The 24,482-nt window shown below is 46.3% G+C and carries 21 protein-coding genes; all 21 read left to right on the forward strand.

The window, feature by feature from the left end; all coding sequences use genetic code 11:
- The first annotated feature begins 99 nt into the window (after positions 1 to 99).
- Positions 100 to 1,683 (forward strand): hypothetical protein, encoded by a 1,584-nt coding sequence (locus AC3DOM_RS00475; RefSeq protein WP_487917053.1) that lies wholly within the window; start codon positions 100 to 102, stop codon positions 1,681 to 1,683.
- An 87-nt stretch (positions 1,684 to 1,770) separates the two neighbouring features.
- Positions 1,771 to 2,607 carry a class I SAM-dependent methyltransferase gene (locus AC3DOM_RS00480; RefSeq protein WP_487917054.1) on the forward strand — a complete coding sequence of 279 codons (837 nt, stop codon included), beginning with the start codon at positions 1,771 to 1,773 and terminating at the stop codon, positions 2,605 to 2,607.
- 73 nt (positions 2,608 to 2,680) lie between these two features.
- On the forward strand, positions 2,681 to 3,691 hold the full coding sequence (gene pseB, locus AC3DOM_RS00485) for a UDP-N-acetylglucosamine 4,6-dehydratase (inverting) (RefSeq protein WP_487917055.1): 1,011 nt from the start codon (positions 2,681 to 2,683) through the stop codon (positions 3,689 to 3,691).
- Positions 3,691 to 4,608: an SDR family oxidoreductase gene (locus AC3DOM_RS00490; RefSeq protein WP_487917056.1), complete on the forward strand. Its 918-nt coding sequence runs from the start codon at positions 3,691 to 3,693 to the stop codon at positions 4,606 to 4,608. The genes pseB and AC3DOM_RS00490 overlap by 1 nt, the downstream gene beginning before the upstream one ends.
- Before the next feature lie 2 nt (positions 4,609 to 4,610).
- On the forward strand, positions 4,611 to 6,263 hold the full coding sequence (locus AC3DOM_RS00495; RefSeq protein ID WP_487917057.1) for an ArnT family glycosyltransferase: 1,653 nt from the start codon (positions 4,611 to 4,613) through the stop codon (positions 6,261 to 6,263).
- A 27-nt stretch (positions 6,264 to 6,290) separates the two neighbouring features.
- Positions 6,291 to 7,361, forward strand: a complete 1,071-nt coding sequence (locus tag AC3DOM_RS00500; protein ID WP_487917058.1) for an N-acetylneuraminate synthase family protein — start codon at positions 6,291 to 6,293, stop codon at positions 7,359 to 7,361.
- Between the two features lie 2 nt (positions 7,362 to 7,363).
- Positions 7,364 to 9,211, forward strand: a complete 1,848-nt coding sequence (locus AC3DOM_RS00505) for a hypothetical protein (protein WP_487917059.1) — start codon at positions 7,364 to 7,366, stop codon at positions 9,209 to 9,211.
- Positions 9,212 to 9,215: 4 nt separating this feature from the next.
- A complete protein-coding gene (locus AC3DOM_RS00510) occupies positions 9,216 to 10,310 on the forward strand; it encodes a glycosyltransferase family 4 protein (RefSeq protein WP_487917060.1) in 1,095 nt (364 codons plus the stop codon).
- Complete coding sequence (locus AC3DOM_RS00515) at positions 10,285 to 10,686, forward strand: lipopolysaccharide assembly protein LapA domain-containing protein (protein WP_487917061.1); 402 nt, start codon at positions 10,285 to 10,287, stop codon at positions 10,684 to 10,686. The genes AC3DOM_RS00510 and AC3DOM_RS00515 overlap by 26 nt, the downstream gene beginning before the upstream one ends.
- An 11-nt stretch (positions 10,687 to 10,697) precedes the next feature.
- Positions 10,698 to 11,453, forward strand: coding sequence for an AAC(3) family N-acetyltransferase (locus AC3DOM_RS00520; RefSeq protein ID WP_487917062.1), 756 nt, complete (start codon positions 10,698 to 10,700; stop codon positions 11,451 to 11,453).
- 71 nt (positions 11,454 to 11,524) lie between these two features.
- On the forward strand, positions 11,525 to 12,379 hold the full coding sequence (locus tag AC3DOM_RS00525; protein ID WP_487917063.1) for a type II restriction endonuclease: 855 nt from the start codon (positions 11,525 to 11,527) through the stop codon (positions 12,377 to 12,379).
- Positions 12,372 to 13,295, forward strand: a complete 924-nt coding sequence (locus AC3DOM_RS00530) for a DNA adenine methylase (protein ID WP_487917064.1) — start codon at positions 12,372 to 12,374, stop codon at positions 13,293 to 13,295. Before AC3DOM_RS00525 ends, AC3DOM_RS00530 begins: the two co-directional genes overlap by 8 nt.
- Before the next feature lie 40 nt (positions 13,296 to 13,335).
- Complete coding sequence (locus tag AC3DOM_RS00535; RefSeq protein ID WP_487917065.1) at positions 13,336 to 14,661, forward strand: DUF4910 domain-containing protein; 1,326 nt, start codon at positions 13,336 to 13,338, stop codon at positions 14,659 to 14,661.
- A 96-nt stretch (positions 14,662 to 14,757) separates the two neighbouring features.
- A complete protein-coding gene (locus tag AC3DOM_RS00540; RefSeq protein ID WP_487917066.1) occupies positions 14,758 to 15,624 on the forward strand; it encodes a cytidylyltransferase domain-containing protein in 867 nt (288 codons plus the stop codon).
- 184 nt (positions 15,625 to 15,808) lie between these two features.
- Complete coding sequence (locus AC3DOM_RS00545; protein ID WP_487917067.1) at positions 15,809 to 16,717, forward strand: hypothetical protein; 909 nt, start codon at positions 15,809 to 15,811, stop codon at positions 16,715 to 16,717.
- Positions 16,718 to 16,772: 55 nt separating this feature from the next.
- A complete protein-coding gene (locus AC3DOM_RS00550) occupies positions 16,773 to 17,807 on the forward strand; it encodes a glycosyltransferase family A protein (protein ID WP_487917068.1) in 1,035 nt (344 codons plus the stop codon).
- Positions 17,804 to 19,243, forward strand: coding sequence for a CDP-glycerol glycerophosphotransferase family protein (locus tag AC3DOM_RS00555; RefSeq protein WP_487917069.1), 1,440 nt, complete (start codon positions 17,804 to 17,806; stop codon positions 19,241 to 19,243). The genes AC3DOM_RS00550 and AC3DOM_RS00555 overlap by 4 nt, the downstream gene beginning before the upstream one ends.
- Positions 19,244 to 19,347: 104 nt before the next feature.
- On the forward strand, positions 19,348 to 20,373 hold the full coding sequence (locus tag AC3DOM_RS00560) for a sulfotransferase family protein (RefSeq protein ID WP_487917070.1): 1,026 nt from the start codon (positions 19,348 to 19,350) through the stop codon (positions 20,371 to 20,373).
- A gap of 25 nt (positions 20,374 to 20,398) precedes the next feature.
- Positions 20,399 to 21,931 carry a glycosyltransferase family 39 protein gene (locus AC3DOM_RS00565; protein WP_487917071.1) on the forward strand — a complete coding sequence of 511 codons (1,533 nt, stop codon included), beginning with the start codon at positions 20,399 to 20,401 and terminating at the stop codon, positions 21,929 to 21,931.
- A gap of 64 nt (positions 21,932 to 21,995) precedes the next feature.
- The gene (locus tag AC3DOM_RS00570) at positions 21,996 to 23,711 is read left to right on the forward strand and encodes a hypothetical protein (protein WP_487917072.1); all 1,716 of its coding nucleotides are present in this window, start codon (positions 21,996 to 21,998) and stop codon (positions 23,709 to 23,711) included.
- Positions 23,712 to 23,718: 7 nt separating this feature from the next.
- Positions 23,719 to 24,482, forward strand: a 764-nt coding sequence (locus AC3DOM_RS00575; protein ID WP_487917073.1) for a Gfo/Idh/MocA family protein, incomplete at its 3' end; no start/stop codon positions are given.

Consider the following 24,482-nt stretch of genomic DNA (forward strand, 5'->3'; position numbering starts at 1 on the left):
TACCACAAAGGAAAAACTTAGTCTTTTGTTTTAGCTTTGAGACCCTTTGTGTTAAAAATACTTTTTTCTGTGCTTTCCATGAAAAACAGTAAATAAAAAATGAACAAATCTATTATCAAAGAATTACTGGGAAAATTACCTCCCTTCACTGCCGAACTCTACTGGTTATTACAGCAGTCGAATAAACCTCCGGTTGGCGGGTACTCAGCAGATAGGCTGATAGAAGCATTGCCCCGTTGGGTAGTACAGACGAAAGCCGCACAACGTCCGGCCACGGGAAAACGTGTGCTGGTTTTCTCGATGCTGCGCTATTGGGTTGAACATACCGCGATGACATCTCTCGCTCTGGCCGCGCTGGGGCATCAGGTTACCTTGGCGTATTTGCCCTATGCTCATTGGAAGAAACCTGTCAGCCGCTTTGATCTGCGTCGTCAGGATTTATATTTGAAAGCTGCCTTGAAACCACTCACCGAGATTGTAAAGACAATTTCGTTACTCGAGGCTCCTGTGGGGGATTCATTACCTGAGGAAATTGAATCACAACTGGACGCTGCCGCGTATCGGGACACACAGTATTCCTTGCTGCACGAAGAAATTGACGTGGAAAGCGATCTATACGCGATGCGGCGCGAACGTGACCTGCGGCATGCTCTCGTTATATTGACGTTTCTCCGGGAGAATAAATTCGATGCGATCGCCTTGCCAAACGGCAGCATCCTCGAATTCGGCATGACCTATAAGGTTGCCCGTTATCTCGATATTCCTGTAGCAACCTATGAATTTGGCGAACAAAGTGAACGGATCTGGATGGCGCAGAACGCAGATGTAATGCGCCAGGATACTTCCGGAATGTGGAACGCCCGTAAAGATACGCCGCTCAACGACGAAGAATGGATACGTGTCAAAGATTTCTTCGCCACACGACAGGGCGGCGGATTATGGGAGAATTTTTCCCGCCGCTGGCAAAATATCGAATCACAGGGCGGCACAAAAGTCCGCGCCGATTTGGGGCTGGATGATCGCCCCATGGTGCTGCTCCCCGCCAATGTGCTTGGTGACAGTCTGACGCTGGGACGTCATACCTTCAGCGATAGCATGACCGACTGGCAGGCGCGGACAATTGAGTTTTTTGCGAAACGCCCGGATGTGCAATTTGTGATCCGCGTCCACCCCGGTGAAGCGCTGGGATGGGGCCTGTCAGTTTACGATATCCTGAAAGAGAAATTCCCGACCCTGCCCGAAAATATCCATCTCCTCCCTGCAGATGCAAAGGTCAACACATACGATCTGGTCAACGCCGCCGACGTAGGGTTGGTATTTACGACTACTGTCGGCATGGAAATGGCGATGATCGGACTCCCCGTCATCGTCACCGGACAGACCCATTATCGCGGCAAGGGTTTCACAATTGAACCTTCATCGTGGGATCAGTATTTTGAAATCTTAGAGAAGGTCATCTCAGCTCCGAAAGATTATGCCCCCAGCCGCGAAGATGTCGAATCCGCGTGGACCTATGCCTATCGATTCTTTTTTGAATATCCTCAGCCCTATCCCTGGCATGTCCAGCATTTTTGGGAAGACGAAGAAATCTGGCCGATGGAGAAAGTGATGTCCAAAGAAGGCCTGGCAAAATTTGAAAAGACCTTCGGCTATTTGGCCGGAGAATTAATAGATTGGGAATAATTTAATCCCTCACCCCCAACCCCTCTCCCGCTTGCGGGAGAGGGGAGTCCGAGCGAAGCAAGGACGGGGTGAGGGCATGAGATAAATATGACTGAAAAAAACACCAAACAACAAGTCCGTGAATTCTACAACCAGGTGGGCTGGTCGCAGGAAGATGACGGCAATTATCAAAACGCCCGCTACGAGGATCTGCGTCCTGTTTCGCGCGAATATATTCACAAGACACGCTTGCGAGTCAACCAGCATCTGCTCCCCTCGGGAAAATATCTGCTGGATGCAGGCTCAGGTCCGGTTCAATACTCCGAATATCTGACCTATTCTGAAGGGTATACCTATCGCGTCTGTGCGGATATTTCGATTACCGCGCTTCAAGAAGCGAAAAAACGCCTTGGAGAGCATGGTCTCTGCGTCGTCGCCGATGTGGCCAATCTGCCTTTCGTGTCGGATGCCTTTGATGGGATCGTATCCATGCATACCATTCATCATCTCCCAATGAACGAGCATCGCGCGGCCTATGGAGAGCTTTATCGCGTATTGGGGGCGGGGAAGAGCGCAGTTGTAGTCAACGGCTGGGGTGACCCATTTTTGATGAAGCTGGTCGAACCCTTCATTCAACTGGGACGTTTATTGGCCGGACGTCCCTCTCAATATGGGAAGAAAAAAGGCTCTGATGGTGAAAGAGAAGCAGGCACCTTTGTCCGTAAAATGAACGCAGCCTGGCTAAAAAACGAACTTAAAGATTTATTTCCCATCAAAATCTATGTCTGGCGCAGTCTCAGCACACGTTTTTTACGCTGGTTTATCCGTCCACGTTTCGGAGGGAATGCCTTATTACGATTTCCCTTTTGGATGGAGGAGCGTTTCCCACGCTTTTTCGGTGTCAATGGGCAATATCCGATGGTTGTATTTAGAAAAGAAAAATAGAGCATTACCACAATGTACACAAAGTTTTCCCTTATACCTTTCGCGTCTTTGTGGTGAAAAAATGGAGCAAATAATGAATTGGACAAACAAAACCATCCTCATCACCGGCGGAACCGGTTCTTTCGGCAAGAAATTCACCAAAATCCTGCTTGAAGAGAAAAACCCGCAAAAGATCATCATCTTCAGCCGGGATGAACTCAAACAACATGAAATGCGCGTGGCTGGCTATAACGATCCGCGTCTGCGCTATTTTATTGGCGATGTGCGTGACCGCGACCGCCTGCTGCGCGCCATGCACGGTGTGGATATCGTCGTCCATGCGGCGGCACTAAAGCAGGTTCCCGCCTGCGAATATAATCCGATGGAGGCGATCAAAACCAATATTATCGGTACCTCCAATGTTGTTGAAGCCGCGTTGGATGCGGGCGTCAGCAAAGTCCTCTCTCTGAGCACTGATAAAGCTGTCAGCCCCGCAAACCTTTATGGAGGCACAAAATTGGTCGCCGAAAAGCTGGTGGTTCAATCCAATAACTATGCGGCAGGAAAAGCGACTCGTTACGCCTGCGTCCGCTATGGGAATGTGGTCGGCTCGCGTGGCTCGGTTGTCCCCTTATTCCTGAAAATGCGTGCCACTGGCAAGCTGACCGTCACCGATGACCGCATGACCCGTTTCTGGCTCTCGCTTGAGCAGGGAGTCAACTTCGTTATCAATTGCATTGAGCAGATGGAAGGCGGCGAAGTTTTCGTCCCCAAAATCCCATCCACCACGGTGATTGATCTCGCTCGTGCCATCGCTCCCGATGCAGAAATCGAGATTATCGGAATTCGCCCCGGCGAAAAACTCCACGAAGATCTCCTTTCGGAAGATGAAGCCCGCCACTCTGTCGAGCTCGAGACCATGTTCGTCGTTCAGCCTGTCGAAGCCTCATGGTTTGGCTACTCCTGGCAGGATAAAGGCAAATCCCTACCTGAAGGATTTACCTATACCAGCGACAATAATTCCGAATGGCTCGATCTGGAGGGCATGAAAAAGTATATCGCCCCCTTTGAAAAAGCCTTCAACGAAGGAAAACTCGAGGGATAATGCGCATCCTTGTAACAGGTGCCTCCGGTTTACTTGGATTGAATCTTAGCCTCCAAATGGCGGTGAAACATACAATCATAGGTGTGGATCGCCAGAAATTAGCCAATGTTCCCTTTGAACTGCTCAAAGCGGATTTAATGGATGCGGATGTTGTCTCCCGGATTTTGGATGAATCTCAGCCAGATGCCCTTATCCATTGCGCCGCGAACGCCGATGTGGACGCTTGCGAGCTGGACCCGGGCAACGTCCAGCGCCTGAATGCTGATCTGCCCGGTGATTTGGCATCTGCCTGTTTATCCAGAAATATTCGCTTCTTGCATATCTCCACCGATGCCGTTTTCGATGGTACCAAGGTGGGTATCTACACCGAAGAAGATGAGCCAAATCCACTTGGGGTATATGCCCGCAGCAAATTGGATGGTGAGCGAGTTGTCCTGGAAGCGAATCCAGATGCAGTTATTGCCCGTGTCAATTTTTTTGGCTGGAGCCTTTCAGGAAGTCGTTCTTTATCTGAATATTTTGTCAACAATTTGGATGCAGGGAAACAGGTCAACGGTTTTGACGATGTCTGGTTCTGCCCGCTGTTTGTCGGCGATCTGGCAGATACCCTGCTCGGGATGCTGGGAAAAAGCCTTTCGGGGCTGTATCACGTCGTCGGGTCACGGGCGATCACGAAATATGAGTTTGGTCGTGCCATCGCCCGTCAATTTGGTTTTGATGAGGGGTTAATCCGCCCTATTTCCGTCACTGAATCAGGCTTAGCAGCGAAACGCTCTCCCAACTTAAAATTATCTATCCACAAGCTCTCCACAGCTTTGGGGCAGGTAATCCCCGAATTTTCCACTGGTTTAACGAAGTTTTATACACAATACCAACAGGGTTATCCACAGAAATTGCGGGGTTATCAACAGGAGTGAAGGTGAAGGGCTTTATTCAACAAAGGGAAAACCTTGTAGCAATGATGCTAATCCTGTTGTTTGTTTTGATTAGTTATTTAAGCATGAAGAATTTGTCGATAACGGCGGATGAAAGCAAGCATTATAAGTATGGGACCAAAATTCTCAATAGGGATGCAAGCCGTCTTGTAAATAAAAAGGGATTGGTAGATGATAGCAAGATGCCTTTTAGTGCTCTTAATGCCTTTCCAGCAAAAATGGCAAATTACATCCCCGATGAAGATATAAAATTTTTCCCATCTGGAGGGATTAGAGAGTTTCTTAATCAATTTTCAACTGCACGGTTAATGACAATTTTCTTCTCAGCTTTGGTTGCCTGGTTGGTCTTTTATTGGTCTCGAAGTTTATATGGATTTATCCCTGCTGTTATTTCGTTATTGCTCTATATATTTGACCCGAATATTATTGCGCATTCTCAACTAGTAACCACAGATTTATACGGGGTTGGAATGACTTTATTTTGTTTTTATTATCTATGGAAATTTTCAAAGGATAAAAGTCCACGTACAGGGTTCATCCTTGCTATTATGTTGGGATTAAGCCAGCTTGCCAAGTATTCATCATTATATTTATTTCCTCTTTGTTTGTTTATGCTGGTCCTCTTTGATTGCTTTTCTTCTGACTCTTTTATTAGCATTAGGAAAGTGGCCGGGTATTTGGGGAAAATTTTATACTGGATAGGAATTGTTTCAATAGTCAGTTTGATGGTGATCAATTTAGGATATTGGTTCAACCGTAGTTTTACGCGTTTCAAAGATTACAATTTCCAATCAGAGGAGCTGAAAATTTTCCAGGAAGCAAATAGTGGACTTGGAAATATACCAGTCCCAGTGCCCTACCCTTATTTAGAAGGTATTGATCTGGTCCGTTATAGGGAGCGAATGGGTGTAGGGTACGGTCGTATTTATTTATTGGGCAATCTTAGGGATGGGGATGGTTTTAAGGGTTATTTCTTTGTGGCCTCCTTGCTTAAAGTTCCTATTGCTACTCAAATACTCTTGCTTTTGGCACTGGTTATCTTTGTAAAGGATAAAAAACGTCAGGAACGTCTTTGGGATGATGAGGTATTTCTTTTACTGCCTGTATTATTCTTTATTATTTACCTCAATTTCTTCTATAATACTCAAATTGGCATCCGTCATTATTTAGTTATTTATCCTTTGGCATATATTTTTTCAGGACACCTTTTTAAAAACTGGAAAGGTTTTACAAAAGCTCGCCAAATAGCCTTTATTGTGCTGGGTGGTTATCTGATTATTTCGGTTTTATCGTATTATCCACACTACCTGGCTTACTTCAACGAGTTTGTTTGGGATCGTAAAACGGCATACAAATATTTGGCAGATTCTAATCTTGATTGGGATCAAGGTAAAAATTATCTTGCGGAGTATAGGGAGAAACATCCAGATATTTTGTATGCCCCAGACAGTATCAGTGCTGGGCAAATAATTGTCCCGGTTAATTATTTAGTAGGTGTTTTTGGAGAAATGGAAGATTTTCAATGGTTACGAGAAAACTTCGAACCGACGGGAACAATTGCTTATAGTTACTTGATTTATGATATTTCGCAACAAGATGTGGATGTTCTTTGTCATTCTCAATATGTTTGCCCCTGATATGTAATGAAAGGAGAAAATCTTGCTATGGAAATCAAAATTGCTGATCGACTAATCGGCCCAAACCACCCAACTTATTTCATCGCCGACATCGCCGCGAATCACGATGGTGATCTGGAACGTGCCATGCTGCTCATTCGCCTGGCAAAAGAAGCCGGAGCGGATGCTGCAAAATTTCAGAATTTCCAAGCCCCCAAGATCGTCTCAGATTACGGTTTCAAGGCCATGGACGGGGGACAGGTATCTCATCAGGCGACATGGAAAAAATCTGTTTTTGAAGTCTACTCCGAAGCATCCATCCCGCTTGGTTGGACCCCCACGCTTGTTGAAGAGTGCAATGATGTTGGCATCCATTATTTCACTTCACCTTACGATTTTGAGTCGATCGATGCAATAGACCCCTATTTGCCCGCTTATAAGATCGGCTCCGGTGAAATTGACTGGATCGAATCTCTGGAGTTAATCGCATCCAAGGGCAAACCAGTTTTGATCGCTACCGGCGCATCAAATATTGGCGAAGTACAAAAAGCGGTTCACGCCATATTGAAGATCAATAAACAATTGGTGCTGATGCAGTGCAATACAAATTACACGGCCAGCCCTGATAATTATGATTATATAAATTTGAATGTGCTAAAAACCTACGCCAATATGTTCCCCAACGTAGTCTTGGGTTTGTCAGATCACACACATGGGAATGCAACGGTGCTCGGTGCAGTGACCTTGGGTGCGCGTGTGATCGAACGTCATTTTACCGATAGCAATGATCGCGAAGGTCCCGACCATAAATTTGCCATGAATCCTGAAGCCTGGGCAGATATGGTGCGTGAAACCCGCCTGCTGGAACGTGCGCTTGGCTCTGCAGATAAAACTATTGCTGCCAATGAGCAAGATACGCAAGTTGTACAACGCCGGTGTTTGCGTGCTGCGCGAGATATCAAAGCTGGTGAAATTTTCACCCGCGAGATGATCGATGTGCTCCGCCCCGCAACCGAGGGTGCCATCAAGCCGGATCAGATTCTGAAAATTATTGGAACCAGGGCCTTGAGCGATATGCCGCTGGGCAAGGAACTGCGCTGGACGGATTTGGGTCAGTAAAAATGAGTCGTAAAATCCTGATTCGATTACCGATCATTCTGGGCGGTATGGGCATTATTCTAATCTCCATATTTGCTTTTCGACTTGGGTTTGATAATGACCCTGGTTGGGGAACGGGACGATTTAAGATGTTGGTTCTTGGTCTTGGGATTAGTTTTTTTGGAGCATATTATTGGTTTGGGCCGATTATAAACAACGGATATGCGGATATAAAAGGCACCTTAAAAAAACACTCCTTTTTTCAAGCTTTAATAAAATTGATACGGCAGATAAGATCGCAGATCGAAAATATTATTCATTTTATTTGCGATTCATCTTTTGCTGTCAGGATAAGTACATCAGGATTATATAAGTGGTTTTCCCAAAAGCTAACGAATATCGGACTGGTTTTATTAGGTTGTTGTATTGTCTGGATATATATTTGGATCATTACCATAGGCAGTATGGACAAATGGCCTTCCGGGAAGGATTATTATTGGAAGCTCTCTCAGGCATTCCAACAGGGTCAAACCCATTTGCTGGTTGAACCCAGCCCTGAATTGCTACAATTGGAAAATCCCTATGATCTTCAACAGCGAAATGGGATTGAGTATTTATGGGATACATCCTTTTATAAGGGAAAATATTATTTATATTGGGGCCCAATCCCCGCAGTTATTGGGGTGCTTGTTTCTTCGATAACATCCAAACCTGTGACCGATACCGGATTAGTATTTTTATTTGTAATTGGTATCGCATCATTTTCTGTGCTCCTTCTTAGGGATATTCATAGAAAATATAAATATCCTGCCTGGGTATTTTGGGGTGGCGTAATTGCCTCAACTGTGAATATTCCATTGATATGGTTATTAACACGCCCGAAGTTCTACGAAGTTTCTATAGTAGGTGGTCAGTGTTTTTTAATGATGGGCTTTTTTGCGCTATTTCGAGCATTTCGATCCCCTATGCTGAATAAGGGACATATCGTTTTAGCTTCACTATCTTTTGGATTGGCAGGTGCAACAAGGATTAATTTACTCCCGTCAGTAATATTTCTCGCCATTGTTATTTTTTGGCGCATCTTTGTTGCCAATCAAAAGAAGATCAATTTTTCCCTACCTGCGCTTACTGCAGCTTTTCTGCCGCTTGCCTTGGTGGCTTGTTTCATGCTTTGGTACAACTATGATCGCTTTGACTCAATATTTGAATTTGGGCATCGTTATCAACTGACCGGGTCTTCCCTGCCTCCCAATTACAAAGATACAAGTTCTGCAAACTACATTATTCCAAATTTATATTCATATGTCTTTCGCCCACCTTCGCTGGATCGTGAATTTCCTTTTTTGACAGTACCCTGGGTGAAGGAAAATATGTGGCCTTACTTTATTCATATCCCCGAGCATTATTATTATACTGAACCGGTTGCAGGAATATTATTTATTGTTCCGCTCGTAGGATTGGCTTTATTATTTTTGGCAAGATATTTTTGGTTGTTGGTCAATGGAGACCTCTCCGTACCAGAAATTGGAGATGGGGGCCATGAAAACCAGATTTCCTGGTACAGGTTTTCCATGCTTGGATGTTTTTTGATCCAGGCATTTATCCTGGTGATTTTCATCAATTCGGCGATGAGATATCTTTTTGATATATCCACTCTTTTAATTGTGCTCTCGGTTATTTTTATGGGCTCTTATTTGCATACCTTTGCACAAAATAAGTTTCAGATTCGTATTGCTGCTTTATTATGGATATTAGTTTCCATGCTTACTGTATTGGCAGGTTTTATAATTGGCTTCACAGGCGATGAGAATAACTTTCTTAATCAAAATCCTTCCTTATATTATCAATGGCTTGAAAGGTTTGGCGGATAATCCAATGCGTATTTTGTATTTTTCCTTCGGCTATTCCCCGCACGACCACCGCTTTCTTTCCGCACTGGCGAAGACGGAGCATCAGGTCTATTTTGTGCGTCTGGAACGCAGCAAAAATGAGAGCGAAGATCGAATTGTCCCGACAGAGATAGAGCAAGTCATCTGGGAGGGCGGAAAGCGCGATTTTCGCTGGCGGGATGTGCCTCGTTATGTGCGTGGACTGCGACGGGTGATCAAGCGTACCCAGCCCGATATTTTGCACGCCGGGCCGATCCAGACCGTGGGTTTGGTCGCCGTTTTGACGAGATTCCGCCCGCTCCTGATGATGTCCTGGGGCTTCGATTTGATGGAGGATGTTTATCGGAACAAATGGTGGGAGCGGGTCACAAAATTTGTTTTACGCAGAAGTACCTTTTTTATCAGCGATGCGCAGGTCACTCGCGATAAAGCCATTCAGTATGGGATGAACTCTGAAAGAACCACCGTTTTTCCCTGGGGAGTAGACCTTGCCCATTACAAACCCAACGAGGTAACGGAAAAACATAAAAAAGGGATCACTTTATTCTGCAACCGCTCCTGGGAGCCACGTTATGGGGTCGATGTTCTCGCCCGGGCGTTTGTCCAGGCTGCAAAGAGCAGGCCAGATTTGAGTCTGATCCTGCTGGCGGGTGGATCGCAGAATCGCCTCTTGCGGCGCATCCTGACCTCTGGCGGAGTGATGGATCAAGTCCACTTTGGCGGCTATATCAGCCAGAAAGATTTGCCTCGCTACTATAATATGGCAGATGTCTACATCTCGCCCTCGCATGTGGATGGGTCATCCGTTTCCTTAATGGAGGCGATGGCTTGCGGGTTGCCCTGCCTGATCTCGGATATCCCTGCGAATAAAGAATGGGTGATTGAAGGGGAGAACGGCTGGCTCTTTCCTGATGGCGATGTGGATGCACTGACCAAGGCCATCTTGCGAGTTGCCGACAAGCGTGATACCCTGAATGAGAATGGTGCGAAGTCTCGGGAAGTTGCTGAGGCGCGTGCTGATTGGTCGAAAAATTTCCAAAAATTGCTGCAAGCCTATGAGCTTACAGCCCAATTTAAGTGAAAAGGAGAACCTGCTGGTGATTTTTACCTTGATCCTGGCTTTGGCCTTTGCCGTAGTAGCCGTGATTTTTGCGCTTGGGAACCCAGAATCTGTAACGGTTACATTTCTCAATTTCCAACTCACAGAGTCGCTGGCACTAGTCCTTCTTGTTACTCTTGCTTTTGGACTTTTGATCGGTGTTTTGCTGATGACGCCGGGAGCCATTAAACGCAGCGTGTCGCTCTCCATGGAAAAGAAGCGACTCAAAGGAACTGAAAAGGAATTGGATAAACATAAATCCAAAGTAACTGAATTAAAAGAGAAGGGTATAGTAGAAGAGCAAGAAAAAGCCCAGGTCATTGCTGATGTGCAGAAAAAACTGGATGATGTAGCTTAACGGTATAACGCATGGGCTTAATTTCTAAACAACTTCTCAGCGGCTTTCAGAATCTTGGCGTTAAAGCAGGGGATACCCTGCTTGTTCACTCATCCTATAAATCATTGGGTGATGTGGATGGTGGCCCCCAGGCAGTGATCGATGCTTTGCTTGAAGCTCTCGGCGAAGATGGCACACTGTTAATGCCAACCTTCAACTTTGATTTTTGCAAAGGTGTTGGTTGGGATGTGCGCCTGACACCCTCACAAATGGGATATATGACCAATCTGGTGCGACTTGATCCACGTGCCAGCCGGGTGTTTCACCCCATTTATTCTTTTGCCGTGATTGGTAAATATGCCGAAACTTTTGGCAATTTACGCTATAAAAGCAGTTATGGCGCGAATTCTGCATTTGCCAAATTGCGTGAACTGGATGGAAAAATCATGGTGATTGGTCTTTCTTATAATGACAGTATGACCTTTTTTCATCACGTTGAAGAGTTGGAAGGGGTCGATTACCGTTTCCTGAAAGATTTCACGGGCAATATCACCGATTGGGATGGCAATACAACCGTAGATACCTATCAGATGCTTGTCCGTGACCTCGATATGGGCGTCCACACAATGGTCGATCCGATGGGTGCCCTGCTCGAAGAAGCGGAGATCATCAAGAGTCGTAAAATCGGCGAAGCGGATGTCAAGCTAATGAAGGCGAATGAAGTCTATGAATTTACCCTGCGCGAGATGAAGCGCGACCCGTATTTGCTGTACTATATTGAGAAGTAAAACTTGGAAATGAAAAGGTGAGTATAATTTCAAGACACTCACCTTTTTCATTTATCGCACAGGATAATTTAATGAGCAAAGTAAAGAATGATTTTTATCAAGAATTAAAAACCTTTGTAAAAACACTGGAAAATCACATTTCCACAGAAGATGGGCAATGGACAATTAAGGGCTTTATTGATACTTACAAAAATATCTACTCAATTTCTTCTGACACAAAAGTCGTTTCCAAGATTCTTGAAATTCATCTTTTTCCACAAATCATTGCATTTGCTGAGGCAATCGGCTATGCCGTTGTTTTGCCTGAATATCAAAACTATTATCCTGACTTGTCTTTTATCAATAAGCGAAACGAGACAATTAAGTTTGCTGTTGATCTAAAAACAACGTATCGGCTGGAAGATTATCCTGGCTTTTGCAATGGCTTTACGCTTGGCTCTCATGGGGAATACTTCACAAACCGACAGAGCACAAAAAACGTTCAATTCCCTTATGGTGATTATCTTGGACATTTTAGTCTTGGCATTATTTATTCTCGTACAAGTGGTACACATTCAGCAGAGACGCAAACGCATAGATTGTCAGAACTTCAATCAATTACCTCTGTGATTGGCGATTTTCAATTCTTTGTCGCTGAAAAATGGCGCATCGCCAGTGATAAAAGCGGAAGCGGCAATACAGCTAATATTGGTAGTATTGCTAAAATCGAAGATGTACTTGCTGGAAAAGGTGTTTTCAGCAAGTTGGGTGAAGAGTGGTTCGATGATTATTGGATGAATTACGGGAAAATCACGAAAAAAGATAAAGACGGCAAAACCAGAAAAATTACAACGCTAACCGATTTTGTAGAATATAGGGGTGGTGATACAAGTTTGGTTGTCCCTAAAGCCAGAAAATTAAAGCCAAAGAAGAAAAAGAATGGCTAGAATTATCGTCCCCCCTATCAAAACGCAGGGGATAAAAACAAAACTTGTCCCGTGGATTCAAGAACATGTTCAACTTGAGGAAGGTGGCACATGGATTGAGCCTTTTATGGGGTCAGGTGTGGTTGGTTTTAATATCAAACCTAAAAAAGCTATTTTCTCAGATAGCAACCCTCACATTATTAAGTTTTATCAAGAGATTAACGTTGGAAAAATCACAGCAGGCATTGTCAGAAATTTTCTGAAAGAAGAAGGGGAAAAGCTAAAAGAGAAGGGCAAAGAATTTTATTATGAAGTCAGGGAACGATTTAATGAAAAGCATGAGCCTTTAGACTTTTTATTCTTAAACCGGTCTTGTTTTAATGGCATGATACGCTTCAATCGCAGTGGCGGCTTTAACGTTCCCTTTGGGCATAAACCAGAACGTTTTTCAAAAGCTTATGTTACAAAAATCGTCAACCAAGTTAAAGATGTTGAAGAATTATGCAGTTTAAATGAATGGGAATTTTGTTGCCAAGATTTTGAAAAAACCTTCAACTCGGCAACCAAAAATGACTTTATCTACTGCGACCCTCCCTACGAAGGCAGACATACAGATTATTTTAACGCTTGGAATGAAGAAAAAGACCGAAAACTTTTCGAGTTACTTTCAGGAACAAAAGCCAAATTTATTCTATCTACTTGGCATAGCAACGAACATCGAGAAAACAAACGCATCGAAGAATATTGGCATAACTTTCATATCATCACAAGAGACCACTTCTATCATCTTGGCGCAAAAGAAAAAAACCGCAAACCTATGCTTGAAGCCCTTGTTATGAATATGCAGCCTGTGGAAAGAAAACGCCCTGCTTATAAAGTAGCTCATCATACTCAGCCACAGTTGTTCGAGAAATCAACCGAATACAAAACCGAATAATTGTTTAAACCTTCGTGTACTTCGTGGTTAAAAACACAAAATGAAACCCTACCCATCCCTGAAATCCATCATCGCCGAACTGTTGCCCCTGCATCGGACCATCGTCTCTGATGATATGGATAAAACCCTCGAGATCATCGGCGGGTACCTCCCGGACGAAATCAATTACGAGACAGAAACCTACGCTCCCGGTACGCCCGTCTGGACCTGGGAAGTGCCTGAGCGTTATATCGTCCATGAGGCTTATCTGGAGACTGAGGGCGGTGAACGGATCGTTGATTTTGCTGACAATCCTCTTCATATCATCTCGTATTCCCTGCCCATTGATCAAATATTAACCTGGGAAGAACTGGAACCGCATCTGCGCTTTAACGAGAAATTCCCTGATGCCATCCCCTGGGAGTTTAAATATTACGAACGGGATTGGGGATTTTGTCTCCCGAAAAATCAATTTGATGCCCTTGATCGTGATGCCCGTTATCATGCTGTGATAAACGTCGAATTCGCCCGCGACCCGGAACTTGGTCTGCGTATTGGACACGGTGTGCTGCATCCCGAAGGTGGTGCCGTTAAATCTGCCGGCGAGATCATCATCCAGGCTCACAGTTGTCATCCCATGCAGGCGAACGATGATCTCGCCGGGGTGGTTTCCACCATTGAGCTTGCCAAACGACTGGCAGAAAACCCGCTCCCCGCAGGCTCGATGAGCGTCCGCTTCTGGTTCGGACCCGAAACCATCGGCACTATCGCCTATTTAGCGAATAACGAAGACCTGATCCCTAATTTGCAGGGCGGCATCTTCATGGAAATGACGGGCAACAAAAATAAGTTGGCGTGGCATCACTCCCGCCAACATACGCATCTTCTCGACAGAATTACGCAATACGTTCTGCGTGAAAAAGACGTCGACGAACGCGATTTCGCCGCCGCCCCTGCGAACGACGAACGCGTCATCAACGGACCTGGCGTCAATGTACCCTGCATCTCGCTCAACCGCTTTCCTTACGAGGAATACCACACCACCGAAGACAATCTCAATATCATGGACGAAGAGATGCTTGTTGGGGCTGCCGATATTGCCGAGGAAATCGTTCGCATCTTTGCCACGAACTATATTCCCAAACGAACTTTCCGTGGCCCTGTTTTTCTTTCTGGCCATGGCCTGTGGGTGGATTGGCGCGATAACTGGAACCTGAACCGCGCCATCGAAAAGATCATGATGCGCTTCGAAGGCGAACATTCGATCTTCGACATCGCCGAACAAACCGGTCTCGACTATTGGGAGACTTACGAATACGTTGAGAAGTTTAGAGCGAAGGGATTTGTGACCATGCTCCCCATCCCCTCGGAGGCACATATTGATTAATTCACCACAAAGGCACAGAGAGCACAAAGGTATTTCTTTGTTTACACAAAGAGATTCTTCGTGTCCTTTGTGTCTTCGTGGTGCAGGCTTTTCCTTATGAAACCTCGCACAATTGCCATTATCCAGGCCCGTATGTCCTCCTCCCGTTTGCCAGGAAAGGTACTCCTCGATATTGGCGGAGAGCCGATGCTCGCCCGCGTCGTTGAGCGTGCTCTATGCGCCAAATTGGTAGATCAAGTTATTGTTGCAACAACCACTGATCCCAGCGATGACCCTATTGCGGAGTTCTGTGCCGAACGAGGATATAACTTTACCCGCGGTAGCCTGAACGATGTTCTTGATCGTTACTATCAGGCAGCGAGAGAATATGAAGCAGAGATCATTGTCCGTTTAACGGCAGATTGCCCGGTGCTCGATCCAGATGTGGTAGATCAAACCATCGCCGTCATTGCGAGGAACGAGGTGACGAAGCAATCCCCCTCTATGAGTGCGGAGACTGCCGCGTCGCGAGAGCTTGCTCCTCGTGGTGACATGAATTTTGATTTTGTCGCCAACCGCCTCCCACCGCCAATGGGACGCACTTTCCCGATTGGTCTGGATACCGAAGTTTGCACCTTTGCCGCTCTTGAAAACGCCTGGACGAATGCCACCGAAAAGCACCAGCGTGAGCACGTTATGCCTTATCTGTACGAAGGCGTAAACTTGCAAACCTTTCAACATGCAAACCTTTCAACCGGGGTTTCTCAGCGTAACTTTAGGATAGCCTTACTCAATCACGACCTCGATTACGGCGCTCTCCGCTGGACGGTGGATACACCTGAAGACCTTGAATTTATCCGAGAAATTTTTGGCCGTTTTAATAATGATGATTTTTCATGGCACGACATTCTCGCTTTGCTCGACCGTGAACCCGAGCTGGCAAAGATCAATGCTGATGTGCACCATAAAACTTTGATGGAATAAACACAGCTCCTCCCGAAGGATACCGGGACGGTGTGAGCGGAGCGACCGATAGGGAGCGCAGACGCCTGTACCCGAGAGGGTAAAGGACGGGTTCCACAAACGCCGCTCTTCACCCATTCGGGTACAGGCGACAACACATCTCACTTCATTCGATGTTCCGCTCAGAGACTGAATACTGAAACCTATGACACTGCTTACTTTATTTTCCTCCCCAAAACCCTTCACTGATCCGCATATTGCGACCATTCAGCGGAACGCGATTGCCTCGTGGACTCATCTCCCGGATGTGGATGTCATCCTGCTGGGGGACGAGGAGGGTCTTGCCGAAGCCGCCCGCGATTTGGGCGTGCTCCACCTCCCAAAGGTGGAACTCAACGAGAACGGGACGCCGTTAATCTCCTCCATGTTTGCGTTGGCGCGCGAAAATAGCGAGAGTCCGCTTTTGGGGATCATCAATACCGACATCCTGCTGATGAATGAAATAGTGGGTGCAAGCCAAAGGATCGTGTCACGTTTCGAGAAATTCGTTTTAATGGGACAGCGCTGGGATCTGGATGTTACCCAACCAATGGAATTTTCTGAAGATTGGCAATCCCGATTAAAAAAAAATATCCAAAAAGAAGGTCAATTACATCGCCCCGCCGGGAGCGACTATTTCATCTTCCCGCGCGCTTGTTATATGGACATCCCCGATTTTGCAATTGGGCGTGCTGGCTGGGATAATTGGATGATCTTCAAGGCGCGCGCTGAGAAGTGGACGACGATTGATGCCACGCCGGATGTGATGATCGTGCATCAGAACCACGACTATCGGCATCTGCCCACTGGAGAAATTCATTATAATTTGCCCGAAACCGATGAGAATATGCAGATGGCGGGCGGCGCTGCGGTAACGCGTTATACGATCAAAGATACCAAGCGCCAACTGCGGGATGGTAAAATCACCCGCCCTCGCCTGACAAGTGGACGCTTCTGGCGCGGTGTGGAACAGTTTCTGCGTAAACTCTTTTTCTTTTTGAAAGAAGAGAAAGTGGAAAAAGTCGTCCGTCCCAAGCGTTGGGCTAAAATATTCAAAAAGATAATTGGGAAATAGGTTTTTATGAATTTCCTGTAACTTGCAACCTTCAACTTTAACCTGGAATTTATTTATGAGAAAAGGACAAAACCCCGCCAAATTCGTCAAGGAAGTGGTCAAGCCAGAGAGGATCACCGTTGCCGTTTTGACCTATCTTCCCTTTTTAAGTGGCTTTTATGAAGAGGGACTGGATGTACTCAAAGCCAGTCTCGAATCCATGCGCAAAGATGCCGGTCTGCCCTTCGACTTGATGGTTTTCGACAACGGTTCCTGCGCCGAAGCACGGGATTATCTGATCGCAGAAAAAGAAGCTGGGCGTATCCAGTATTTGCTGCTTTCGGAGAAGAATGTTGGTAAGGGCGGGGCGTGGAATATGATCCTGGCAGGGGCGCCAGGCGAGATTATCGCCTACGCTGATAGCGATATTCTTTACTACCCCAATTGGCTGGCGCGCTCAGTTGAAATTTTGGAGACCTTCCCGAATGTGGGCATGGTCACAGCCCGCCCTTTCCGTACGCCACCTGAATTTTATTCATCCACAGTCGAGTGGGCGCAGAAAAATGCGACCTGTGAAGAAGGGCAATTCATCCCCTGGGAGACCTTCCTGGAATTCAATCTCTCCCTTGGGCAGACCGAGAAAGAAAATCTAAAGGTATATGATGAGACGCGAGATTGGAAAATAACCTATTCCTCGTCATTGCGAGGAAGCGAAGCGACCGAAGCAATCTCCTCGACTGAGAGGGAGACTGCTTCTCTACGAAATGCTACGCGATCGAAAAAAAAGCCCGCAGTGACGGCTCTCGCTGGTGCATCCCATTGGCAATTTGTGGCCTATAAATCCACCCTCCAGCAATTTCTGCCCTTCGACATGTCCCGCCCGATGGGGCAGGTCCGTCAGCTCGATGAGCGGATGAACGAAGCTGGTCTCCTGCGCCTGATGGTTTCCGATCCGCTGGTGATGAATTTGTCCAATACGCTGGGTTATCTGCGTGGCGAAATGGGGCAGGAGAAGATTGAGAGGAAATCTGCATCCATTTGGCATTTTGCGCCGGTCAAGAAGGTTTTGTTGGCGATCTATAACTGGATTTTCAAACGGTATTATTCATGACCAAACGCATTTTCATCATCGCCGACCACGGTATGGCACTGATCTACTTCCTGCAAAGCGACGTTGTCCAGACCCTGCTTGATGTGGGCGTCGAAGTCGTCCTTTTTACCGATGACGAGACCAAAGACCGCATCGCTGAGCGGTTCGGGCAACCAAATCTGATCTTCGAGGGCTTGCGCCTGAAAGAAGCTAACGCCTACGCTAAAAGCGTTCAGCCGCGCCTGCAAGCCTTGCTCATCTATCTTCGTCGCGTCGGCGGCTCGTGGCGCATCAACAACCAAGCCGAAGACAGCCACATCTGGGAAGTGCTCAAAGAAAATACCTGGAAATTCCGAATCGGGATTTGGCTGCCCTCCGCACTGATGATCATCCTGCTGCGCTCCAGCAAATGGGCGCGCAAAATGCTCGTTAGAATGCAGATGAGATTCACCCCCGGGATTTATAGGGACCTCTTCGAAAAATATCAACCGGATTTGGTGATCGCCTCGACCGCGGGTTGGCGCGTGGACCGCTATCTGCTCGGCGAAGCAAAGAAGAACGGGATTCCGACAATGGCAGCCATCATCGGATGGGATAATCCGAGCAGCTACGCCATCCCCGGCGCATTCATGGATTGGGCAACTTGCTGGTCTGAGAAGCAAAAAGAGGAATTGGTGCTCGGCTCCGATTGGGAGGCATCGCACGTGCATATTGGCGGGATTCCCTCCTACGATGGCTATTTCCGTAAAACGTGGTTGATGTCAAGGGAAGAGTATTTCAAACTGCATAATCTCAACCCAAGTCGCAAGCTAATTTCCTATGCCTGTTCCTTTGTCCACTTTGCGCCGAATTTCCCCAACGTGGAAGCTCTTGCTAAAATAGTGAATTTGGGGCAATTAGATGAGCCAAGCCAACTCCTGATTCGTCTGCACCCCAGCCATTTTCAGGACAAGCCGGAAATTTTCGCTGAAGAACGGGCGCAGATCCATGCTCTCGAAGAGAAGCACGCCAACGTCCACGTTGTCCGCCCAGTTGCCCTTGGCGGGTCCCTTGGCTATTATGGTGGCGAAGATATGGATGAGAAAACATCCATGATGGCCTATTCCGACGTTTTTGTGACGGTCTACTCGACGATGGTGGTCGAGGCGGCTGTTCACAACCGCCCGATCGTGGCGGCAGTGATCGATACTCTCGGCGGCTGGAACAAGCCCGGAAAATACTCGCTGGCACTGCAGAAGATCGGTGGCTGGCCGACGCATTTACGCTTTAGGGAAGCGAATGCCGGGCGAGTGGCTGCCACCGAAAGCGAATTGCGTGATGTGGTCAACGCCTACCTGAATGACCCCACGCTGGATGGCGCTGAGCGCAAAGCCTTCATCGAACAGGAGATCACCTTTACCGATGCGACCTCAGGCAAGAGGACGGCTGAGTTTGTTTTGAAGGTATTGAGTAAGTAAAAAAATTAAACACAAAGAACAAGAAGAAAGCACAAAAAAAATCTTTTTTGTTTCTTTTCGAGAACCTTTGAGATCTTTGTGTTAGTTTATTTTGTAGGAGAAGCATGGAAGTAGTCAAACGCATAAAATCCGCTGGCCGCATTTTGTTGCGCGGCGAAGATAAAACAGGTCCACGTGCTGAAATCCCACCGTTGACCGCGGAGCAGGTCGCCGAGATGAAGCAATTCTTCCCGATGGAGAAATTCTTTATCTACGGGCATGCCCGCTCGGGGACGACGCTGCTGGCACGGCTCATCCGCCTGCATCCCGAAGTGCATTGCAATTGGCAGGCGCATTTTTTCACCCGCAAGCCGCTACTTAAATCGCTGGTCGACAGCGCTGAGATGGAAGAGTGGCTCACCCGCCGCTCCAACCGCTGGAACGATGGCACAGACCTGTCCCCACTGGTGATGCGCGCTGCTGCCGACTACATCATGGAAAGTGATGCAAAGCGTGCTGGCGCAGAGAAGCACATCGTCGGCGATAAAAGCCCTAACAGCTTGAACGACGGCGAATCCGTGCGACTGATGCACGCCGTTTATCCCGATGCCTACCTGATCAACATCGTCCGCGACGGGCGGGATGTGCTCATCTCGCAGCGTTTTCGCAACTTCGTCGAAGAGTCAAAATTCCTAACGAAAGAAGATAAGCAGATTGTGGATGCTCTGCGTGCTGACCAGACGCCCTTCACGACAGGCGAACGCTCTATCTTCACAGAGAAATGGCTGCGTGCCAACGCCGAAGGCTGGGTCAAAAATCTGATAGAGACCGCGGACGCAGGCAAGCGTTTATTTGGCGAGCGTTATTATGAATTTCGCTACGAGGATTTGCTCTACACTCCCCTTACTGTGATGAAAAAAGTTTGGGCCTTATTCGACATCAGTATTGATGATGCTCTCGATGAAGCCATCCAAGCCGAAATGTCCTCCAATCCAGATCAAACTTGGCAGAAAGAACGCAACAAATCCATTGCCGATTTCCTGCCCAAAGGAAAAGCGGGCAATTGGCAAAATATCTTCACTGTCCGTGACCGCGAGATTTTCAACGAGGTCGTAGGGGAGATGTTAGTAAAGTGGAAATACGAACTTTAGCACCAGGGTTTAAACCAGGAAAATAATGCCGATTTTGTGGAAGCCACTGAATTCAATCCGTAAATCCAACTTCTTATTATGGGGAATAACGCTCTTTGGAATCACCTTACGCCTACGACAATATATCGCCAATCGTTCGCTTTGGCACGATGAAGCCAATCTTGCACTTAATATCGTTAACCGCACATTCGCAGAACTTCTCCAGCCCCTCGATTACGATCAAGGCGCGCCAATTGGTTTTTTATTGATCACCAAAACCTTCACCCTTCTTTTTGGAAATGAAGATTATATTTTACGCCTTACCCCGATCCTTTCGGGTTTAATTGCAACTTATCTCGCCTATCGACTTGCCAAAGAATATCTTGGTGCAGGCGGAACCCTTTTCCTGCTCCTCTTCGCAATATCATGGTCTTTGGTCTATTATTCTTCTGACCTAAAACAATATGCTAGCGATGTCATGGCAGTAATCCTTTTGATCTATCTCGCCTTTCGCTCTCTTGGAGAAGATGCAAAGAAAAAAGACATCTTTTTGCTCGCAAGAACCGGCTTTTTTTTGATTTGGATATCCCATCCCGCGGCTTTTGTCGCTGCCGGAATTGGCTTGGTACTCGCCCTCGAAAAATTGCTCAAAAAAAACTACACGCGTCTTTTCTGGATATTTGGCGTGGGTGCCGCGTGGATAGTTTCTTTCGGCACGACCTACCTAATCTCTCTGCGCACTTTAGCTGCAGACGAGTCATTGAAACATTATTGGCGAAATGCTTTTATGCCTTTCCCTCCGTGGAAAGATTGGGGATGGTTCATAAAGACATATTCATCCTTGTTGCAGAATACTTCCTGGGGCTTAGACCGCGATAACCTTTTTTTGCTTTCTACTACACTGATTATCATGGGGCTGATTTCTTTTTTTCTCAGGGATTGGTACAAGGCACTAATTATCACCACCCCAGTCTTAATCGTTTCTCTAGCCTCTACAATGGAAATCTATCCTATTCGTGGACGTTTGGCTCTATTCTTAATCCCCATCATCATTTTGTTCCTTGCCGAGGGATTGGGGCGTATTTTCACAATTATTAATAAATGGAATCACACTGCGGCAATAGTCACTTACCTAATTCTTGCGCTGTATATAACTTGGACACCTGTGAATAGCGCCATCGACAATCTTATTTCGCCAAGGATGAGTGCAGATATAAAACCTGTTATGGAATATGTCAGTGAGCATAGAGAAGAAGATGATATAGTGTACATATATCACGGAGCTCGCCCGTCCTTTAATTACTACGCGCCATTCTATGGACTTGATACGGGCAATATTATCACTGGTCTCGACCTGGGCAGTACACAAGCTCTTACTCAATTTAAGAAACATGTCGATAATAAATTAAATGGGAATAGCCGAGTCTGGGTTATCATCTCCCATATTGTTGATTGTGGCGGCTGCGAAGGTGATATGGAGACATTTTATGTCGAATATCTCAACCAGTATGGGCACATCGAAGATCAACATCGTGTTATGGGTGCATCCGTCTACCGATATGATTTTAGTGCCCCTTAAAGCATAGTTAGAGAGATCCTCTCGTAGTAACGACTTTAGAACAAACTTGTATCAAGGAATATACATGTCCGATCCAATTACCAAACTCAGTCTAAAAGAAAAAAATATCCTTCCGCTTTTTTTAGGACTTAATGTTATTGCAGGGTTAATTTTGTTTATTGTTTTTATTCTGCCACGTTCAGAAGTAAATAATCAACTCATTTTCGGATTATCAACATTACGGGTACTTATCGCTATTGTATTTCTGGTACTTTTACTAATCAATGTTGGCGCGATTCTGATTGCGATTTTTGAATTCGGGCCTTGGCAGGTAAAACTAAAAAATATAGTCGTTGACCTTTCCTCAAATTATTACGCCGGCATCATGGTCTCATTATATGCTGTCTTAATTTTTACAGGCGCATTTTTATTACTCTCTGTCCCACCAATAATCCGACCTTTATTTTTTTTAGAGCCTATCAGCGCAAGATTAAGTAGCATTATCGGATGGTTCTTTTTTTCTAGCATCCTTTTCATCATCCTACTAAGAACGATTACACCAATAGAAGAAAGTAAATCTCAACTGATTGCGCGTTTGGATCAAATCCTGACTCTCTTCGGCTTATTCATCATCACCTTCTTCCTCTACGCCCATTTCGCTGCCTTAATAGGATGGGTCGGTAAAACCAAATATTCATTTTTCGATCTGCTTGCAGAACAATTCACAAAAGGGAAACTCTACATAGAAAACCCGCCCTATACGCATGACCTGACCCTCTATAAAGGGAAATGGTACGCGCCCATGCCGCCCTTGCCCGCTATTTTGTTGATGCCTCTTGCTTATCTTGTCGGCGCGGCAAATATCAGCACAAGCTACTTGTCGATGGTTGCCAGCGCGATCAACGGCGTACTTTTATTCCTGATATTAAAAGAACTCAATACTCGAAAGTGGATATCCCTCTCTACGCGCAGTGTTTTTATGCTCGTCATCTTATTTCTCTTCGGCACGCCACATCTTTGGATGGGAATCAGTGGGCGCGGCTGGTATTTCAGCCAAATTCTAACTTTCCTCTTTCTGGCTCTCGCGGCTTATGCCGCTCTTCGTAAAAAAACTGCCTGGCTCGTCGGCGCACTGATCGCCATTGCCATCACCGCTCGCCCAACGGGATTAATGACATCTCCCTTCTATTTCGCAATTGCCATGCAAATAAAAAAAGAAGAGAATGGAGAAGTGACGCTAAAAGAAGCTGTTCAATGGATAGCAAAAATGCTTCCCTTTATCAGTTTAGCCATTGTTGGCTTGCTCTTCTATAATTATCTTCGCTTTGAAGACTTCTTCGATTTTGGCTATGTTACCGTTAATGCCGGACCGGAAATAGTCTATAATGTCCAAACATGGGGCACATTCTCCACCCATTTCATCCCCATTAATCTACAAGTCATGCTGTTTAAACTGCCATTTTGGAATCCTTCTGGCCGATGGCTCATCGAACCCTCCGCAACAGGCATGAGCATTTTCTTGACTACGCCTGCTCTCATCTATCTCTTTCGTCGCTATTCAAAAGACTGGTGGATCATCGGCTCTTGGGTGGCTGTCTTCCTCACGGTCGGATTGCTCAGCTTGTATCACAACACAGGCGCGCACCAATTTGGCTATAGGTATATTCTCGATTTCCTCGTCCCACTAATGGTGTTGCTCGCTCTGGGCTTCAAGAAAAGAATACCTTGGCATTTTCAATTGCTCGTTATCGCCAGTATCGCCATTAATCTCTATGGCGCACACTGGTTTATGAATGGATAAGGTCTATATGAAATTTCTAATTGCAGGGCTTGGCTCCATAGGTCGTCGTCACTTGCGGATTTTACGTGAATTGGGCCAGGATAACATTGTTTTGTTTCGGACTCATCAATCCACATTGGATGATGAAGAGTTAGCTGGACTCCCCGTTGAAACGGATTTACGGGACGCGCTTGCCTTGAAACCTGATGCCGTTGTGGTGGCGAATCCCACCTCCCTGCACATGGATGTTGCCATCCCCGCCGCAGAGGCTGGATGTCATATTCTGCTTGAAAAGCCCATCTCTGATAATCTCACTCAAGTAGCAGAATTACGCCGAGTCGTTCAAAAAAGTGGGTCGCGTATTTTGGTGGGATTCCAATTCCGTTATCATCCCACGCTGAATAAGGCACGAGAACTCATTCAGGATGGGGCGCTGGGGAAGATATTAAGCTTTCATTCTCATTGGGGCGAATATTTACCAAATTGGCATCCCTGGGAAGATTACCGTCAGAGATACGCGGCGCGAGCAGAATTAGGCGGGGGGGTGATTGGTACACTGACTCATCCGATAGATTACATCCGCTATTTGTTGGGAGAAGTTGAAGAACTGGTATCCCTTCAGGGGCACGTTTCACCGTTGGAACTTTCAGGTGTGGAAGATGTTGGGGAGATTGGTATCAAGCTAAAATCAGGAGCGATCGGCGGTATCCACGTCAATTATTTCCAACGTCCGCCATGCCATCGGCTTGAAATTGTCGGCACAAAAGGAACGCTACGTTGGGATAACGCCGA

The organism is Candidatus Desulfolinea nitratireducens (genome assembly GCF_982879505.1).

Bases quoted from the DNA above. Each gene is read 5' to 3' on its own strand.
- AC3DOM_RS00475 (WP_487917053.1), top strand. From the start codon at position 100: ATGAACAAATCTATTATCAAAGAATTACTGGGAAAATTACCTCCCTTC.
- AC3DOM_RS00480 (WP_487917054.1), top strand. From the start codon at position 1,771: ATGACTGAAAAAAACACCAAACAACAAGTCCGTGAATTCTACAACCAG.
- pseB (WP_487917055.1), top strand. From the start codon at position 2,681: ATGAATTGGACAAACAAAACCATCCTCATCACCGGCGGAACCGGTTCT.
- AC3DOM_RS00490 (WP_487917056.1), top strand. From the start codon at position 3,691: ATGCGCATCCTTGTAACAGGTGCCTCCGGTTTACTTGGATTGAATCTT.
- AC3DOM_RS00500 (WP_487917058.1), top strand. From the start codon at position 6,291: ATGGAAATCAAAATTGCTGATCGACTAATCGGCCCAAACCACCCAACT.
- AC3DOM_RS00505 (WP_487917059.1), top strand. From the start codon at position 7,364: ATGAGTCGTAAAATCCTGATTCGATTACCGATCATTCTGGGCGGTATG.
- AC3DOM_RS00510 (WP_487917060.1), top strand. From the start codon at position 9,216: ATGCGTATTTTGTATTTTTCCTTCGGCTATTCCCCGCACGACCACCGC.
- AC3DOM_RS00515 (WP_487917061.1), top strand. From the start codon at position 10,285: ATGAGCTTACAGCCCAATTTAAGTGAAAAGGAGAACCTGCTGGTGATT.
- AC3DOM_RS00520 (WP_487917062.1), top strand. From the start codon at position 10,698: ATGGGCTTAATTTCTAAACAACTTCTCAGCGGCTTTCAGAATCTTGGC.
- AC3DOM_RS00525 (WP_487917063.1), top strand. From the start codon at position 11,525: ATGAGCAAAGTAAAGAATGATTTTTATCAAGAATTAAAAACCTTTGTA.
- AC3DOM_RS00530 (WP_487917064.1), top strand. From the start codon at position 12,372: ATGGCTAGAATTATCGTCCCCCCTATCAAAACGCAGGGGATAAAAACA.
- AC3DOM_RS00535 (WP_487917065.1), top strand. From the start codon at position 13,336: ATGAAACCCTACCCATCCCTGAAATCCATCATCGCCGAACTGTTGCCC.
- AC3DOM_RS00540 (WP_487917066.1), top strand. From the start codon at position 14,758: ATGAAACCTCGCACAATTGCCATTATCCAGGCCCGTATGTCCTCCTCC.
- AC3DOM_RS00545 (WP_487917067.1), top strand. From the start codon at position 15,809: ATGACACTGCTTACTTTATTTTCCTCCCCAAAACCCTTCACTGATCCG.
- AC3DOM_RS00550 (WP_487917068.1), top strand. From the start codon at position 16,773: ATGAGAAAAGGACAAAACCCCGCCAAATTCGTCAAGGAAGTGGTCAAG.
- AC3DOM_RS00555 (WP_487917069.1), top strand. From the start codon at position 17,804: ATGACCAAACGCATTTTCATCATCGCCGACCACGGTATGGCACTGATC.
- AC3DOM_RS00560 (WP_487917070.1), top strand. From the start codon at position 19,348: ATGGAAGTAGTCAAACGCATAAAATCCGCTGGCCGCATTTTGTTGCGC.
- AC3DOM_RS00565 (WP_487917071.1), top strand. From the start codon at position 20,399: ATGCCGATTTTGTGGAAGCCACTGAATTCAATCCGTAAATCCAACTTC.
- AC3DOM_RS00570 (WP_487917072.1), top strand. From the start codon at position 21,996: ATGTCCGATCCAATTACCAAACTCAGTCTAAAAGAAAAAAATATCCTT.